Below are 14,949 nucleotides of genomic sequence, written 5' to 3'. Positions count from 1 at the left end.
CAGCAGAAATTTATATACTTGGTTTAAACATATGGCTTAAGAGAGCCAGTTTATAGTTAGCCTGAACGTCATGCTGAGCCCCGCGAAACATCTCGCTCGTGTCGTTGAACGAGGCGGTAGAGATGCTCCGCGGGGCTCAGCATGATGTTCTTTTTTCGTTCCCACACTTTCCATTTCCGGTAGAATTCATAATTAACAAGGTCCATATTACTGGCCTCATAGCTGCCTCTCATCGGTATAGTACCTCCAAAACTCTGTAGCAAAAGGGAAGTTGACATACCGCCCAAAAACTGTAAGAGTATGCAGGGCTGCAAAAAGGGTATTGCCAAAAGGTTTTAGCTTGGAGAAAGAATAAGTATAAACTTTCTCTTTTCTCAGTAAAAAACATTTCGCTATTGGTTAGGCTGCTCTATTTTAGCCTCGTAAATTATTTTCAACCACAGCGTTTATGGCAATTTCTACTTTTCGCATTGGGTTTTCTTTCGCTTTATGCGCTGGCTTGCTGGCTCTTTCGCCAGGTGCGCGGGCCCAGTCGCTGGTCACCGGCGGTACCGAAGTAGCTGCTATTTCAACCACGCCTTCGGAGGCAGCGCGCAACTTGAGCCCCGCGCCGCCGGCCCCAACCGAATTTGCACTTTATTACGACGACTCGCACAAAGACCTGCGCCAGGCGCTGGATTGGATGACCCAGACCAACGCCCTGGACCCCAAGTTCTGGAATGTGTATACGGAAGCCCGCATTCGCTTGAAAATGAATGACTACCAGGGGGCCATTGAGGCGGCGCAGCACTCGAAGCAGCTGGCCCTGGCGACCACGCCGCCCAACCTCACCTACGCCCACCTCGACGATGCGCTCATAGCCGAAGCCCAGCGCCAGGCCCAGAATTCGAAGTAAGCTGTTTGGCCCTGATTTTAAGGCAACGCCCGCCCTACCCGGCGGGCGTTGCTATTTTTGGCTCCGCAAGCCGGTTCATTAGCCCGGCTGGCCCGTTCATGAAATTTATTGCGCCCTCTTTCAGAACCGCCCTGGTCCTGACTACTACCCTGTTGGCGGCTTCGGCCGCGCAGGCTCAGATTACCACGCCGCAGCCCAGCCCGAAGGCCACCGTGAACCAGCGGGTGGGCCTGACCGACGTAACGATTACGTATTCGCGCCCCAGCGTGAAAAACCGGACAGTTTTTGGCGACTCGACCACCAAGGCCGTGGTGGCGTATGGCAAGCGCTGGCGTACCGGCGCCAATGCCACTACCAGCATCAGGTTTTCGGATGATGTGACGGTGGAGGGCAAGAAAGTGGCCGCCGGCGAATATGGCATTTATACGATACCTGGCAAAGCTGCCTGGACTATCGTGCTCAACAAAAGCCTGAAGCAAGGGGCCGACGTGGCCGGCTTCAAGAATGCGGAGGATGTGGCGCGCTTCACGGTGAAGCCTTATAAGCTGGGGGCCAAGGTAGAAACCTTTACCGTGACCTTCGCCGACCTGACGCCCGCCACCGCCAACGTAGCGCTGGAGTGGGAAACGACCGGCGCAAAATTTAAAATCGTGAGCGACGTGGACAGCAAAGTGCTGGCTCAGATTGACGAGAAAGTGACGAAAAATGCCAGTCCTTCGGCCAACGACCTGGCCGGCGCGGCCGTGTATTACTACGACAACAACAAGGACCTGAAGCAGGCGCTCGCCTGGATTGAGAAGGCCAACGCCACCGACCCTAAGTTCTGGAACATGAATACGGAGGCAAAAATCCGCCTCAAGATGAAAGACTACAAAGGCGCCATCGCGGCCGCCGAGCGCTCGAAAAAGCTGGCGCTGGCCGCTACGCCCGCCAACACGGAGTATGCCAAGATGGACGATGAGCTGCTTGCCGAAGCGAAGAAAATGGGCAAGTAAGGGAGTAGTTAAAAGTAAAAAAGCCCATCCGGTAAGTCCGGATGGGCTTTTTTACTTTTAGCGCAGCTTGCGAACTGCTTTACGGCAACACCTTCACTACCAACTGCGAAGCGTGCGCCGGGTCGTGGTAGAGCCGGTGCGTGGCCGCCTGGAAGTCCGCTGCATCGGCCGCGTAGATGTTGGGCACATACTTCTGCGGATTTCTGTCCACGAGCGGAAACCAGGTGCTTTGCACCTGCACCATGAGGCGGTGGCCCTTGCGGAAGGTGTGCATCAGGTCCTGCACGGTGAAGGGCACGGCCGTTACCTCATTGGCCACGAAGGGCTTGGGCTGGCTAAAGCTGTCGCGGAAGCGGCCGCGCATCACTTCGGAGCGCACCATTTGCTGGTAGCCGCCGAGGTGCACGCCGGGCGCGGTGCGCGGGTTGTCGGGCGTATCATCGGGGTACACGTCGATGATTTTCACCACCCAGTCGGCGTCGGTGCCGGTGGTGGCTACTTGCAGCAGCGCCTGAATGGGGCCGGCCATGGTCATATCCTCAGTCAGCGGCTCGGTCTGGTAGGTGAGCACATCGGGGCGACGGCTGGCAAAGCGCTGGTCGTCGGTCATGTACTCGCGGGTCATGCCGATGTTGGTTGTTTCGATAAACGGTACCGGGTGCGCAGGGTCGCTAATAAACTGGTCGAACTCGGAGTCGACCCCGGCCATGCGGCGCTCGTTTTCGCCCGAGGTCGGCGCATTGAAGCTGAGGCCGCCGGCCTGCCGAAAATAAAGCGTTTTGGTCTGGGCCTGCTTTGGCGGCCAGGCATCGAAGGTGCGCCAGCGGTTGGTTCCGCCCTCAAACACCGTTGCTTCGGGCAGGTCAGAGCCGGGCTTTTCAGCTTTCAGGTATGATTTGAAGAAGGGCGCTTCCACGTTTTGCTGGTACCACAGCGAGGGCGACGGGCCGTAGGCCACGTTGCCGACCATCTCGCCGGTGCCGCGCGCCCAGCCTCCGTGCACCCAGGGGCCCATTACGAGGCGGTTGGAAAGGCCGGGATTTTTCTGCTCAATGGTCTGGTAGGTATTCAGCGCCCCAAACAGATCTTCGGCATCATTGAAGCCGCCCACCGTGAGCACGGCCGCCTTCAGGTCGTGCAGGTGCGGGCGCAGGTTGCGAGCCTGCCAGAAGGCGTCGTAGTCGGGGTGCTGCATGAGCTGGTTCCAGAACGCCACCTTGCCCTTGTAGTACTGCTCGTTGGCATTCTTTAGCGGACCCATGCGCAGAAAGAAATCGTAGCCATCGGGCGTGCCGTGCTTGATGCCGGGGTTGTTCAGGGCCGTGGGCTGGGGCCGCGCCTGCCCGAAGCTGTACAGAAAATTGAAGGCATGGGGCAGAAAAAATGCCCCGTTGTGGTGAAAGTCATCCCAGAACCAGTCGGCAATCGGAGCCTGGGGGGAGGCGGCTTTCAGGGCCGGGTGGCGGCTCAAGAGGCCGGTTGAGGTATAGAAGCCGGGGTAAGAAATGCCCCACTGACCCACGCGGCCGTTGCTTTTGGGGCCGTGCTTGAGCAGGTACTCGATGGTGTCGAAGGTATCGGTGCCCTCGTCGGTATCCTTTTTGGTGGCGTGCTTTTCCAGCTCGGGGCGCATGTCCAGAAACTCGCCTTCCGACATATAGCGCCCGCGCACGTCCTGGTAGGCGAAGATGTACCCTTCCCGCATCATCAGGCTGCTGGGGCCGATGTTTAGCTTAAACCTGGTGGGGCCGTACGGGCCAATTGAGTAGGGCGTGCGGTTGAGCAGGATAGGATAGCGCACCTTATCGGCATCCCGGGGCGCGTACACGATGGTGCAGAGCTTCACCCCGTCGCGCATCGGCACCTGGTACTCCGTCTTGGTATAATGCTGCTGGATGTAGAGGGTATCGGCCGCCTGGGTGGCTTTATTTTCGGCATCGCTCACCGACTGCGTGGCCGGCGGCAGCGCAAGGGCCTGCTGGGCGTAGGCTGCCGGCGCAGCCAGGCCGAGGGTGAGCAGAAAAGCGGCGGGTAGGAGTTTTTTCATGGGAAAGAGGTGCGAAGCAACAAGAATACTTCGAAAAAACTAAGAAGCTATTTCGGAAGTCGGGGCCGAAGCGGGCCGCCGGGAATACCGCCCAAGTTCGACTTCCTAAATGCTTCAAAAATAAAGGTCGTCCTACTGAGTAGGACGACCTTTATTTTTAGTTTTTTATGCCACTACCCCAGCGCCTTATTCAGGGCGATAATGGCGGTTTTATAGTCTTCGCGCGCTAAAATAAATTGAATATTTACTTTTCTTAATGCAAAGCCGGCGCTGCGAATACTGATGCCCACCTCGGCCAGGGAGCCGGCCGCCTTGGCGAGCAGGCCGGGCTGGTCGATATTGGAGCCAATCAGGCAAACCAGCGAGGCTTTTTCGATGGTCACCTTCTCGTATTTAGCTTCCAGCGCTTCGATAAGCTGCGGCTTCAGGTCTTTTTCCCAGATAAGCATCGAGATGCTGTTGGCACTGGTAGCCTTGAAGATGTAGCTGACGCCCAGGTCATAAAACGACTGCATGAGCTGCAAATCGAACCCCACGGTACCCACCATCAGCGGGTCGTAGATGTCAATCATCACCACTTTATCGGTGCCGGTGATGACTTCGACGTGCTTGCGCGGGGCTACGTAGTCGCGGGTGATGAGTGTGCCGGGATGCCCGGGCTCGAAGGTATTTTTGATGCGCAGGTCGATGGCATTTATTTCCAGCGGCTTCGAGGCTTTGGGATGAATCGCCTCCATGCCCACGTCGGCGAGCTGGTCGGCCACGTCGTAGTTGGTGAAGCCTACGGGGTGGCAGTGGTCTACGCCCACCAGCATAGGGTCGGCCGAGCAGAGGTGGTACTCTTTGTGAATAATGGCCTCCTGGGGCTTCACCGCCACGGCTATCTTGCTGAACGTCACTTCCGAGTAGCCCCGGTCGAACTCGCGCATAATGCCCTCGGTGCCCTTGGTGTAGCCGGTGGCCACGCAGATGGTAGTGGCAAAGTCGATGCCCGCGAAGGCTTGCCTGATGCGCTCGTCGATGGTGAGCGCCCGCGCATCGTCGAAGCCGCTGAGGTCGATGAGCGTCGCATTTACGCCCCGGTTTTGCAAAATATTCACCGAGTTGAACGCTGAATGCGCCTCCCCGATGCTGGCCAGAATCTCGCGGGCCGCCTGGAGGATATTAGCCCCGTTAACATAGCCCGAGGCTAATATATTCACCAGGCTTTCGAGGTAGGTCTGGGCCTGGGCTATGCGCTGCTGAATGAAGGCGTCGGCCACGGCCAGGTCAAGGCCCAGCGGGGCATAGTGGGTATTCAGCTCCTTGAGCCGGGCCGCCACGTCTTGCAGCGCGGCCCGAAACTCCTGGTGCTCGGTGATGCGGTGATACACGCCGGGCGCGCCGGTTTTCTTGTTCTCCAGCAGCCAGTTGGTAACGTTGGCGTAGGCCGACACCACGAAGATGCGGTTGTAGAGGGCTGCGCCCTCGCGTTGGTGCAAGATGATGTTCTGGAGAACATCGGCGAAGGCGGTCATGGAAGTGCCGCCGATTTTTTCTACTGTGAGCACGGGCAAAAAGCAATAACAAAAAAAGGGGGCGAGGTGCGCCCCCGCCCCTACTGGCTTACACCAGCTTATCGGCAAAAATATCGGCCCAATCCAGGGCCAGGGCAGGGAGCGTGCGGCACGGAATCGGCCCCGGCCCGGCGTACTCGCCCACCAGGCGGTAGCGGCCGGTAGCCTCCTCCAGCACAAACACTGAAATATCTTCCTCCTGGGGCAGCACTATCCAGTACTCGCCCACGCCGGCTTCTTCGTAGAGGTCAAACTTATCCTGCCAGTCGCGGGCGGCGGTGCGGGGCGACACCACTTCCACGATGAGGTCGGGGGCGCCGAGGCAGCCGCGCGGCTCAATCTTACTAGGGTCGCAGATGACGCAGACATCGGGCTGCACTACCGTGTGGATGGCCGCGTCGGCGGTGGCGCCCCGCTTGGGTAGGCGCACATCGTAAGGCGCCACGCGCACCTGGCAGGCCTGCCGCCGCAGGTGCGCATGAAAGTGAGCAAATAGATTTCCCACCAGCGCCTGATGGCGGTCGGTGGGCGCGCTCATGCGGCGCATGATTTTGCCGCGCAGCAACTCTACCAACTCGGCAAACTGCCAGCTGAGGTAGTCGGCGTAAGAGTACGTGCCGTTGGGGTCGAGGTCGGCCAGGGAGGTGACGGTAGGAGTCATGCGGCAAAAATAGGGCGCGCCGGGGTTGTTACTTCCCGCCCGACTCGACCAGATTGGCCAGCACCCGGAAGGCGCCCGGCACGCCGGCCGGCAGCTCCCGAAACAGCGACAGGCCGGTGTAGATGTAGCGGCCCTTGCCATAAGTCGCCACCAGGATGGCGCTCTGCTTGTCCGTCTCGCCGGGGTCGTGGCTGGCGATAACGGGCTGGTAGTGCGCATCCCAGGCCGACGGGTAGTAGAGGCCCTGCTCCTGCACCCAGCCTTGCTCAAAGTCGGCCTTGGTGAGCTTGTTGGGCGCGTTCAGCACCGGCGCGCCGGGGTTCAGAAACGTAACGGGCGTGTTCTCCACCGTCACGCGGTCGGCGGAGAGAGTGAGCGGATACGGGCCAATCTGGGGCAGCACGGTGCCGCGGTTCACCACGTATTGCACCAGCATAGTGCCGCCGTTTTCGACGTATTTGAGTAACTCGGGCTGCTGGGTTTTGAGGCGGTCGAGCACGTTGTAGGCGCGCACGCCGAGCACCACGGCATCGTAGCGGGCGAGGCGCTCGGCGGTGAGGTCGGTGGCAGGGTCGAGCAGGGCCACGGAGTAGCCGAGCTGGCGCAGGGCCTCGGGCACCTCGTCGCCGGCACCCATGAGGTAGCCGATGTTTTTGGTGTGGCCGCGCGCCACGTTCAGCTTTACGAGCGGCGCCGTGGCTTCGGGGAAGAGCGTCTGGGTCGGAATGTGCGGGTACTCAATTGTTTGAATACCCCGGCTGTATTTCTCGGTGCCTACGGTAGCCACGGCGCGCAGCTCGCTCTTGCCCTCAGCCGCGCCGGCCAGCGGGCGTAGCTGGAAATTGACCGTTTGCTGGTCGTCCTTGTTCTTTAAGTCAAATGCTACCGTGGCGGGCTCGGCCTGCCAGCCGCTGGGCACCTGCAAGACCAGCGACCCGGCTACGCCGGCCTGGCCGGCGCGCAGCGTCACGGGCACTTGCTTGGGCTGCTGGTCGGCAAAGACGTAGGCGCGGGCGGCGGGGATATTGACCATCACCGGCGGCACCACGGCTAGGGGCTGGTAGAGCTCGCCGAGGACCGGGTCGGTGTGCTTGTATTGGACGGGAACGGTGATATAAGTAGATGCCCCCTGTAACACAACTTCAAGCGTCACATTCGGAGAAACCGGATTTTCGGGCTGACCAATCAGGTGCTGCCGGTCAATCGTTAACCAATTTTCTTGCTTTGATTTCTTGCGCACCGCTAGGTCAGCCTGCGCAAATGGTAGTTCGGTGGGTACCGTGTACATACCAATGGTACCGGGCTCACGCAGCCAATAAGGCTGCGAAGGCGGTACCTGCTTACTGATTGGCAGGCGCAAAGCGACCCGTAGCACCTGGCCCATTCGTAATTCTTTATTCACGAGCGTATCGCGGCTAAAGCCCTCGGCCCATACCTGGCGCACGGTAACGAGCGCATTACCTTGGTTCACGGCTTCAACTGTAACAGCAGCCGTTTGCCCGGTCGCGATAGCAGCAGCGGGCGCAGTAGCCTCAATGTGCAACCCCAAGCAGGCTTGAATCAACTTGTCAATTTCTTGACTTTTCATTTCTTCCCAAACTCTTCCATCGTAGTTATCAGAGTAACCAACAGCTTTAACAGTGGCATCTAATAGATTTTTTCTGACGCTCACTAATCCCGCCACACTAGCACTCGGATTACCCGCATCATATTTCCGAATCACCTCATCCACCATTTTCCCCACGGCCGCACCGCCTGGCACGCGGTTCCAGGTCTGGTCGATGCCTTCGAATAAATCGGTTTTGGCAGGCGTGCCTTTCACGAACTGGAAGTACTCGATGGCCTCGCCACGCTGGGCGGCCGCGCCGAAGCCCTGGCTGCGGTGCTGCGAGCGCGAATGGGCCGCGATTTCGCCGTAGCTCTGGCCCAGCAGCGGGTTGTAGCCGCCGGCATCGAGGGTGAGGTAGGCATCCATGTTTTCGCCGGGCTTCACGAAGAAGCTGCCGGTGTTCCAGTACAGGCGCTTGGGCTGCCACACCTGCACGTATTTGAGCTGCTCGGGGAAGCGCTTGGGGTCGCCGGCGGCGTCGAAGGCTTCGGCGGCCAGGATGGCGCTGGCCTGGTGGTGGCCGTGGCCGGCGCGGGCATCGGGCGGGAAGCGGGTGATGAGCACGTCGGGCCGCCGCTGGCGGATAACCCATACCATGTCGGAGAGCACCTGCTCGTGGTCCCAGATGCGCAGGGTTTCCTCGGAGGTCTTGCTGAAGCCGAAGTCGTTGGCGCGGGTGAAATACTGGTGCGCCCCGTCGATGCGGCGCGCCGCCAGCAGCTCCTGGGTGCGGATAACGCCGAGCTGCTCGCGCAGCTCGGGACCGATGAGGTTCTGGCCGCCGTCGCCGCGGGTGCAGCTGAGGTAGCTGGTTTCGAGCTGGCGGCCGTTGGCCAGGTAGGCCAGCAGGCGGGTGTTCTCGTCGTCGGGGTGGGCGGCGATGTACATCACCGAGCCCACCACGTTGAGCTTTTTGAGGCCCAGCAGAATCTCAGACGAAGAATAGGTTTTGGGGGCCTGGGCTTTCGCAGAAAGCAGGAAACAGGACGTGAGGAGCAGCGCCAGGCAAAGGCGGGCAGTAGCGCGGAAGAAAAAAGGCATAGCGTGCAAACCGGTTCGGGCCGTGAAGTTACCGGGCAGCGGGGTAGTGGGCGGTAGCGCCGGTCAGCAAAAAGGCGGCCCCGCAGGAGCCGCCTTTTTGGCAGTAGCCGTGGGCAGTGCTTACGCGTGCTTGTGCAGCATTTTGGTATCGGGGGCAGATTTTACGCCCGCCCCCTTCATGGCCGCGTGAAACTCGGGGTCGGCAAAATGCCCCCGGATGGCCTCCAGGCTGGGCGCCTCGCCGTGAATAGTTACCAGGTTGGCATTGTCGGGAGCGGTATACACGCCATGCACCTGGAGGCCGTGGCGCGCACGAATCGGCGCGGCAGCATCGAAAGCTTTTTTCCAGGTAGTGAAGTCTTCAACTTCGTGCGTGGTGATGCTATGAACGGGGGTGGGGTTTGCCATAAAAATGCGGGCAGAAAAAGATGAGCAAAGACACGAAATCCGTGCCGGACTACCTGTCTCGAAAGCAGCTAGCCAGCCAAATGTACCCGCTATTCTTTACCCAGCAAATAGCTCCAGCGCGTTTTTTTTATAAGGCCCCTTACAGCCAGGGCTACCCCACCTCTTCCCGCTCGGTTTTGGCCGAACTGGCCCACGGGCAGCGGAATCCGACCTTAGTATAGTTGTTTCGACGCACCGCGCCGTGGTAAGCCTGAGTCGCTGCCAGCCTGGGCCGACAGGGGGCAGGCCGGAGGCGTGATGAGGCTGGTGGGAGCAAACGCCGCGCAGTAGCCGGCGGCCCAGCAGCCCGCGCAGCCCCGGTCGGTCGGCGGCCACTCGGTAGCGGCCGAATAGTTGGTAATAGTAGTCATAGCGGGATAAAAAGAAGCGGAAGAAGCGAGTAGACGGCCCCCACAAGGCGAGTAGCAAGTGGGTTGGTTCAAATATCTGACAGATTATCTGCTGCAAACGATTGGGGGATGCGAATAGCCGGCTTTGCTTTCCGAATGGCGCTAATTACCAGCCTGAGCCGGGTAGCACGCCAAACGCCGGCCTTATCTTTGGGTAGTATGCTGCCCTCTCCTACTTTAGTTGTGCCGGCCCCGCCTCCGCCGGCTTCCACCCGCACATTTCTGGCCGATATCGCCCACGAGCTGCTGGCCAGCTACGACGTCGATGCCCTGGCCGACCTCGTAGTGGTAGTGCCCACCCGCCGGGCGGTAGTGTACCTGAAGAATGAGCTGGCCCTGGCCACGCCCGACGGCCAGGCGCTGTGGGCCCCGCGCATCGCGGCCATGGAAGACTACATGGTGGAGCGCGCCGGCGTGCAGATAGAAGAGCCCATTGCCTTACAGCTCCTGCTTTTTGATATATTCAAAAACATCGACCCCGACTTGCAGTTCGACCAGTTTGTGGGCTGGGGCGGCCTGCTGCTGCAGGATTTCTCGACCCTCGACCAGCACCTGGCCGACACCAAGTCGATTTTTGAGTACCTGGCCGAGGCCAAGGCCCTGGAGCGCTGGCAGCTCGACCCCGGGCTGAAAACCACCGGGCTCGACCGTTACTTTGGCTTTTGGGGGCAGCTGCACAAAGTATATCTGCGGTTTAAGGCGCGGCTCAAGCCCCAGCACCTGGCCTACCCCGGCCTGGCCTACCGGCGGGCCGTGCAGCGCCTGCGCGCCGAGCTGGCCGATGTAAAAAAGCCGCTGCCGCCCCAGCACGTTTTCGTGGGCCTGGGCGGGCTCAGCAAGGCCGAGGAGACCTTTATCAGCCTGCTGCGCAAGGTGAAGCGGGCCGCTATCTACTTCGACGGCGACCCGTTTTACCTGGAAGACGACTCGCCCAACCGCGCCGGGCAGGCGCTACGCCGCTACTGGCGGCAGTGGGATTTGCCCCGCGATACCTTCACTTATCAGGAGCATCTGCGTGGCCGGCCTCACCACGTGCGGCTGCTGGGCGTGGCCAATGCCAGCATGCAGGGCAAGCTGGCCGGCCAGCTGCTGGCCGAAGCCCGCCGGCTGAGCCCCAATGCCAGCGTGGCCGTGGTGCTGCCCGACGAAACCCTGCTGCTGCCCGTGCTGCACGGCCTGCCGCCGCAGGCGCTGGTGCCCGACTTCAACGTGACGATGGGCCTGAGCTTCCAGAGTACGGCGCTGTTCAACCTGGTCGATTTGCTCTTTGAGGTGCACCTGACGGGCATTCGGGAAGGCGAGCCGGGGCCCGACTACGGCGTGCCCAAGTACCACCACCTGGCCGTGACCAAGCTGCTGGCACACCCGTTTTTGCGGCGCTTTCAGGCGTGGCAGGATGCCCAGACCGACCAGCCGCAGTACCACAGGCTGCTCGACCGCATTTGCAGCGAGATTGTGCGCCGGCACCTGGTGCTGCTGCCCGCCACCGAGCTGCTGAAGCTGGGCCAGGGCCACCCGCTCATCGGGGCGCTGTTCAAAACCTGGGACAACTGCGATGGCATCATCGGGGCCTGCTACACGCTCATCGAGCTGCTCAGGCAGGTGTATGAGCAGGCGCACGGGGCTATTGAGGCTGAGTACCTGTACCTGTTTTACACCTTGGTGCGGCAACTCGACTCGGCCTTCGATTGCCGCGAGCAGCGGCTGAGCGTGCGCTCGTTCCGGCGCTTTTTGTATGACCAGATGCGGCGCACGCGGCTGCCCTTTGCCGGCGAGCCGCTGGCCCAGGTGCAGATTATGGGTCTGCTCGAAACCCGGGCTCTTGATTTTGACCACGTTATCATTCTGAGCTGCAACGAGAACTCGCTACCCGCGCCCAAGCGTCAGCAGTCGCTTTTCCCCTACGACGTGCTGGCCGAGTACAAGCTGCCCACCTACGCCGACGCGGAGGCCACGGCGGCCTACAATTTCTGGCGGCTGCTGCAACGCGCCGGCCGCGTCGATTTGGTGCACGTGCTGCCGGGCGCGGAGGGTGTCAAAACCGGCGAGCGCAGCCGGTTTTTGCGGCAGCTGGAGTTCGACCTGGCGGCCCAAAACCCGGCATTGGTAGTCGAAGACCGCACGGTGGAGGTACCGGCCGGGGAGGCTGCTGAGGGCGCATTGCTGAATGACCTGGTCTTGGAGAAAGACGTGCCCATGCTGGCCGGCCTGCGCGGGGTGCTGGAGCGCGGCCTCTCGCCTTCGGCCCTCAACGAATACCTGGCCTGCTCCCTTAAGTTCTACTTCTCGCGCCTGGCGCGCTTTCAGGAAAACGAGGAAGTGGAAGAAGCCCTGGGGGCCGATGGCTTTGGCACGGTGGTGCACGATGCGCTGGAGCAGCTGCTTAAGCCCTTTGAGGTAGAAAAACGCGACCTCACCGCCGCCGACCTGCCCGCTATTCTGGCAAAAGTGCCCGCCGAGGTGCGCCGCCAGCTGCGCCAGGAGGGTGCCGACCGCCAGGCCCGCCCCGAAGACGGCCTCAACCACGTGCTGGGCCAGGTGGCGGTGCGGCTTATCCGCAAGTACCTGGAAAGCCTGCCGGGGCAGCCGGGCGTGCTGCCGCTGCGCATTGCCGCCCAGGAAACGCCCATGGCGGCCACCGTTTTTGCCGATATTCCGGGCGAGGAGGCACCGCTGGCCGTGCGCATATTTGGCCGGGCCGACCGCATCGACGCGCTGCCCGACGGCCGCCGCCGGGTGGTCGACTACAAAACCGGCCTCGTGGAGCGCCGCGAGCTAAACCTGCGCGGCACCCAAAAGCCCCTGAGCGCCGCCGATACCGTGGAGCGCCTGCTCACCGACAGCTCGTCGGGGGCCGATAAGGTGCGGCAGCTCTGGCTTTACCGCTTCATGCTCGAAAGCGATGCGCTGAACCCCGCCCCGCCCGGCTCGGAGGCCGCAATTATGTCGCTGCGCAAAATCGACGAGGGGCTGCTCAGCGCGCCGCTCGACTTTATTACCGAAGCCACCGGCGAGCCCGACTTTTTGAAAGCCAGCGCCGGGCTGATTGCCCGCCTGGCCCGGCGCATGCTGGACCCCGCTGAGCCCATTCGCAAGACCGACGACCTGGCAAAATGTGAATATTGCCCGTACCGGGGCATCTGCGCCCGGTAAGGTTTTTGCGGAGCAAGGCCCAACCCAGGTAAAGCGCTTTCGCAAAAAAGTGCTTTACTTACAACACTTAGCCAAGGCCCTGCGTCTTACTCTAATGGTTACCCCCCACGCTGGCACTCACAAAAGCCGTATTTACCGGCTGCTCAACCCGCTGCTGCTGTGGCGGCTGCGGCATGTGAGCGAGCGGGTGTACGTGGTGTACCTGGCCGTGCTGGTGGGCGTGCTGGCGGGGCTGGCCGCGGTAGGGCTTAAGCTGGCTATTCACTGGCAGCAGGCCCGGCTCGCAACGGCCGTTACGGAGCCCAACCGGGTATTTGCCCTCTCGCTTTACCCGATTGTCGGCATCTCGCTTACCGTGTTGGTAACCAGATATTTATTGCACGGCAACCTGGGGCGAGGCATTGGCCCCATCATTTATAATACGGCCCGCGAAAACGCCATTGTGCCGCGCTCCAAGCTCTACTCGCAGCTCATCACGGCGTTTCTTACGGTATCGTTTGGCGGCTCGGCGGGTACGGAGGCCCCCATTTCGGTAACGGGCGCGGCCATTGGCTCCAACGCGGCGCGGGTGCTGCGGGCCGGCCGGCGGCGGCGGCGGCTGCTCACGGGCTGCGGGGCGGCGGCGGGCATCGCGGCCATCTTTAACGCGCCCATCGCAGGCGTGCTGTTTGCGGTCGAAACCATCCTGCTGGAGCTGCCGGCGCAGTATTTTATTCCGCTGCTTATTTCTTCGGCTACCGCCACGGTGGTTTCGAAAGCCTTGTACGCGGGCCAGCCGTTTGCGCTTATTACCCACTCGTGGGTGCTGAATACAGTGCCCTTTTACGTGGTGCTGGGGCCGCTCACGGCGCTGCTGGCCGTGTACATGATTCGCATGTACCACTGGTTCGACCACTTCTGGGAGCGCTGGCCCGGCCTGCGCTGGCAGAAGGTACTGGCCGGCGGGGCTACGCTGGGGCTGCTCATTTTCCTGTTTCCGCCACTCTACGGCGAAGGCTACAATATAGTAGAATTACTATTATCCGGCCATGCCCAGGCCATCACCGACGGGAGCCTGTTTTCGGTGTATGGCGACAATAACGTGTGGCTGCTCATCCTGCTCGTGTTTTTCTCGATGATGATGAAAGTAGTGGCCACGAGCGTAACGGTGGGCGCGGGCGGCAACGGCGGCATGTTTGGCTCGTCGCTGGTGGCCGGGGCGCTGTGCGGCTTTTTGTTTGCCCGGCTCGTTAACATGACCGGCCTGGTGGCTATTCCGGAGGTGCATTTTGTGGTGCTGGGCATGGCCGGCGTGCTGGCGGGCGTAGTGCACGCGCCCCTCACGGCCATCTTTTTGATTGCTGAAATCACGGGCGGCTACGCGCTGTTTGTGCCCCTGATGCTGGTTACCAGCTTTTCTTACCTCATTACCAAGCACTTCGAGCCTTACTCGGTGTACACCCGCAAGCTTACCCTTAAGGGCGTGGATGTGTATGCCAACCGCGACCACGACCTGCTTTCGCGCCTCGACCTGCACCGTCTGCTCGACACCGATTTTCTGGCCCTGCGCCCCAGCGCCACGCTCGGCGAGCTGGTTGATGTGTTTCGGCACGCGCACCGCAACGTGTTTCCGGTGGTAGGCCAAAACGGCAAGCTGCGTGGCATTATCAGCCTCGATATGGTGCGCGACACGCTTTTCGATGGGGCGCACTACCAAACTACCAAGCTCAGCGAGCTGATGCGCAGCCCGGCGGCTATCATCCACCCCACCGACACCGTAGAACACTGCCTCGACTTGCTGGAACGTACTGAAAGCACCGCCCTACCCGTCTGCGATGAGGAAGGCAACTATTTGGGATTCATCGTAAAAACAACCATTTTGGCCCGTTACCGCCGCGAGCTGATTGAGGAAGGACAAGCGTGAGAATAAGCTGGTAGTACAGGCTTCACATAACCGTCGAAACAAGGGAAGCCCGGGCAGTTTCCAGCTTGATGCGCGGGGCGGGCTGCCGGCTTTTGGCCGGCAGCCCGCTCTATACGATTCCGGTACACCAACCTGAAAAACGCTTCAGGTGCCTGGCTGCGTTTATAACGCCCGTTAAAGCAGAAGCCGCCGGGCCGTGCGTCCTTTGCGGGCCGGCTGCTCAGGCAGGCGC

The 14,949-nt window shown here is 61.0% G+C and carries 10 protein-coding genes; 4 read left to right on the top strand and 6 right to left on the bottom strand.

The window, feature by feature from the left end; translation table 11 throughout:
- The first annotated feature begins 448 nt into the window (after positions 1–448).
- Together F6X24_RS09555 and F6X24_RS09550 are read left to right on the top strand one after the other, a co-directional pair.
- On the top strand, positions 449–895 hold the full coding sequence (locus F6X24_RS09555) for a hypothetical protein (protein WP_151087774.1): 447 nt from the start codon (positions 449–451) through the stop codon (positions 893–895).
- 98 nt (positions 896–993) lie between these two features.
- Positions 994–1,890 carry a DUF2911 domain-containing protein gene (locus F6X24_RS09550; protein ID WP_151087773.1) on the top strand — a complete coding sequence of 299 codons (897 nt, stop codon included), beginning with the start codon at positions 994–996 and terminating at the stop codon, positions 1,888–1,890.
- Positions 1,891–1,969: 79 nt separating this feature from the next.
- On the opposite strand, the gene F6X24_RS09545 is transcribed toward F6X24_RS09550, so the two are convergent.
- The 6 genes from F6X24_RS09545 to F6X24_RS09520 all read right to left on the bottom strand — a co-directional run bounded on the left by F6X24_RS09545 (position 1,970) and on the right by F6X24_RS09520 (position 9,622).
- Positions 1,970–3,937: a CocE/NonD family hydrolase gene (locus tag F6X24_RS09545; protein ID WP_151087772.1), complete on the bottom strand. Its 1,968-nt coding sequence runs from the start codon at positions 3,935–3,937 to the stop codon at positions 1,970–1,972.
- 173 nt (positions 3,938–4,110) lie between these two features.
- Positions 4,111–5,487, bottom strand: coding sequence for an aspartate kinase (locus F6X24_RS09540; RefSeq protein WP_151087771.1), 1,377 nt, complete (start codon positions 5,485–5,487; stop codon positions 4,111–4,113).
- A 55-nt stretch (positions 5,488–5,542) separates the two neighbouring features.
- Positions 5,543–6,154 (bottom strand): Uma2 family endonuclease, encoded by a 612-nt coding sequence (locus F6X24_RS09535; protein ID WP_151087770.1) that lies wholly within the window; start codon positions 6,152–6,154, stop codon positions 5,543–5,545.
- A 28-nt stretch (positions 6,155–6,182) separates the two neighbouring features.
- Positions 6,183–8,804, bottom strand: a complete 2,622-nt coding sequence (locus F6X24_RS09530; protein WP_151087769.1) for a PIG-L family deacetylase — start codon at positions 8,802–8,804, stop codon at positions 6,183–6,185.
- Positions 8,805–8,924: 120 nt separating this feature from the next.
- A complete protein-coding gene (locus F6X24_RS09525; protein WP_151087768.1) occupies positions 8,925–9,212 on the bottom strand; it encodes a hypothetical protein in 288 nt (95 codons plus the stop codon).
- A 212-nt stretch (positions 9,213–9,424) separates the two neighbouring features.
- A complete protein-coding gene (locus F6X24_RS09520; RefSeq protein WP_151087767.1) occupies positions 9,425–9,622 on the bottom strand; it encodes a hypothetical protein in 198 nt (65 codons plus the stop codon).
- 198 nt (positions 9,623–9,820) lie between these two features.
- Between F6X24_RS09520 and F6X24_RS09515 the strand changes: the two genes are divergently transcribed.
- Positions 9,821–12,814, top strand: a complete 2,994-nt coding sequence (locus F6X24_RS09515) for a PD-(D/E)XK nuclease family protein (RefSeq protein WP_191906270.1) — start codon at positions 9,821–9,823, stop codon at positions 12,812–12,814.
- Positions 12,815–12,908: 94 nt separating this feature from the next.
- Positions 12,909–14,717 (top strand): chloride channel protein, encoded by a 1,809-nt coding sequence (locus F6X24_RS09510; RefSeq protein ID WP_151087765.1) that lies wholly within the window; start codon positions 12,909–12,911, stop codon positions 14,715–14,717.
- Positions 14,718–14,949 lie beyond the last annotated feature (232 nt).

The organism is Hymenobacter baengnokdamensis (assembly GCF_008728635.1).
In the GTDB taxonomy this organism is placed as follows: Bacteria; Bacteroidota; Bacteroidia; order Cytophagales; family Hymenobacteraceae; genus Hymenobacter; species Hymenobacter baengnokdamensis.
The sequence above is the reverse complement of the archived record's forward strand: the minus strand, read 5'-3'. Positions and strand labels throughout refer to the sequence as shown.

Bases quoted from the DNA above. Each gene is read 5' to 3' on its own strand.
- F6X24_RS09555 (WP_151087774.1), top strand. From the start codon at position 449: ATGGCAATTTCTACTTTTCGCATTGGGTTTTCTTTCGCTTTATGCGCT.
- F6X24_RS09550 (WP_151087773.1), top strand. From the start codon at position 994: ATGAAATTTATTGCGCCCTCTTTCAGAACCGCCCTGGTCCTGACTACT.
- F6X24_RS09545 (WP_151087772.1), bottom strand. From the start codon at position 3,937: ATGAAAAAACTCCTACCCGCCGCTTTTCTGCTCACCCTCGGCCTGGCT.
- F6X24_RS09535 (WP_151087770.1), bottom strand. From the start codon at position 6,154: ATGACTCCTACCGTCACCTCCCTGGCCGACCTCGACCCCAACGGCACG.
- F6X24_RS09530 (WP_151087769.1), bottom strand. From the start codon at position 8,804: ATGCCTTTTTTCTTCCGCGCTACTGCCCGCCTTTGCCTGGCGCTGCTC.
- F6X24_RS09525 (WP_151087768.1), bottom strand. From the start codon at position 9,212: ATGGCAAACCCCACCCCCGTTCATAGCATCACCACGCACGAAGTTGAA.
- F6X24_RS09520 (WP_151087767.1), bottom strand. From the start codon at position 9,622: ATGACTACTATTACCAACTATTCGGCCGCTACCGAGTGGCCGCCGACC.
- F6X24_RS09515 (WP_191906270.1), top strand. From the start codon at position 9,821: ATGCTGCCCTCTCCTACTTTAGTTGTGCCGGCCCCGCCTCCGCCGGCT.
- F6X24_RS09510 (WP_151087765.1), top strand. From the start codon at position 12,909: ATGGTTACCCCCCACGCTGGCACTCACAAAAGCCGTATTTACCGGCTG.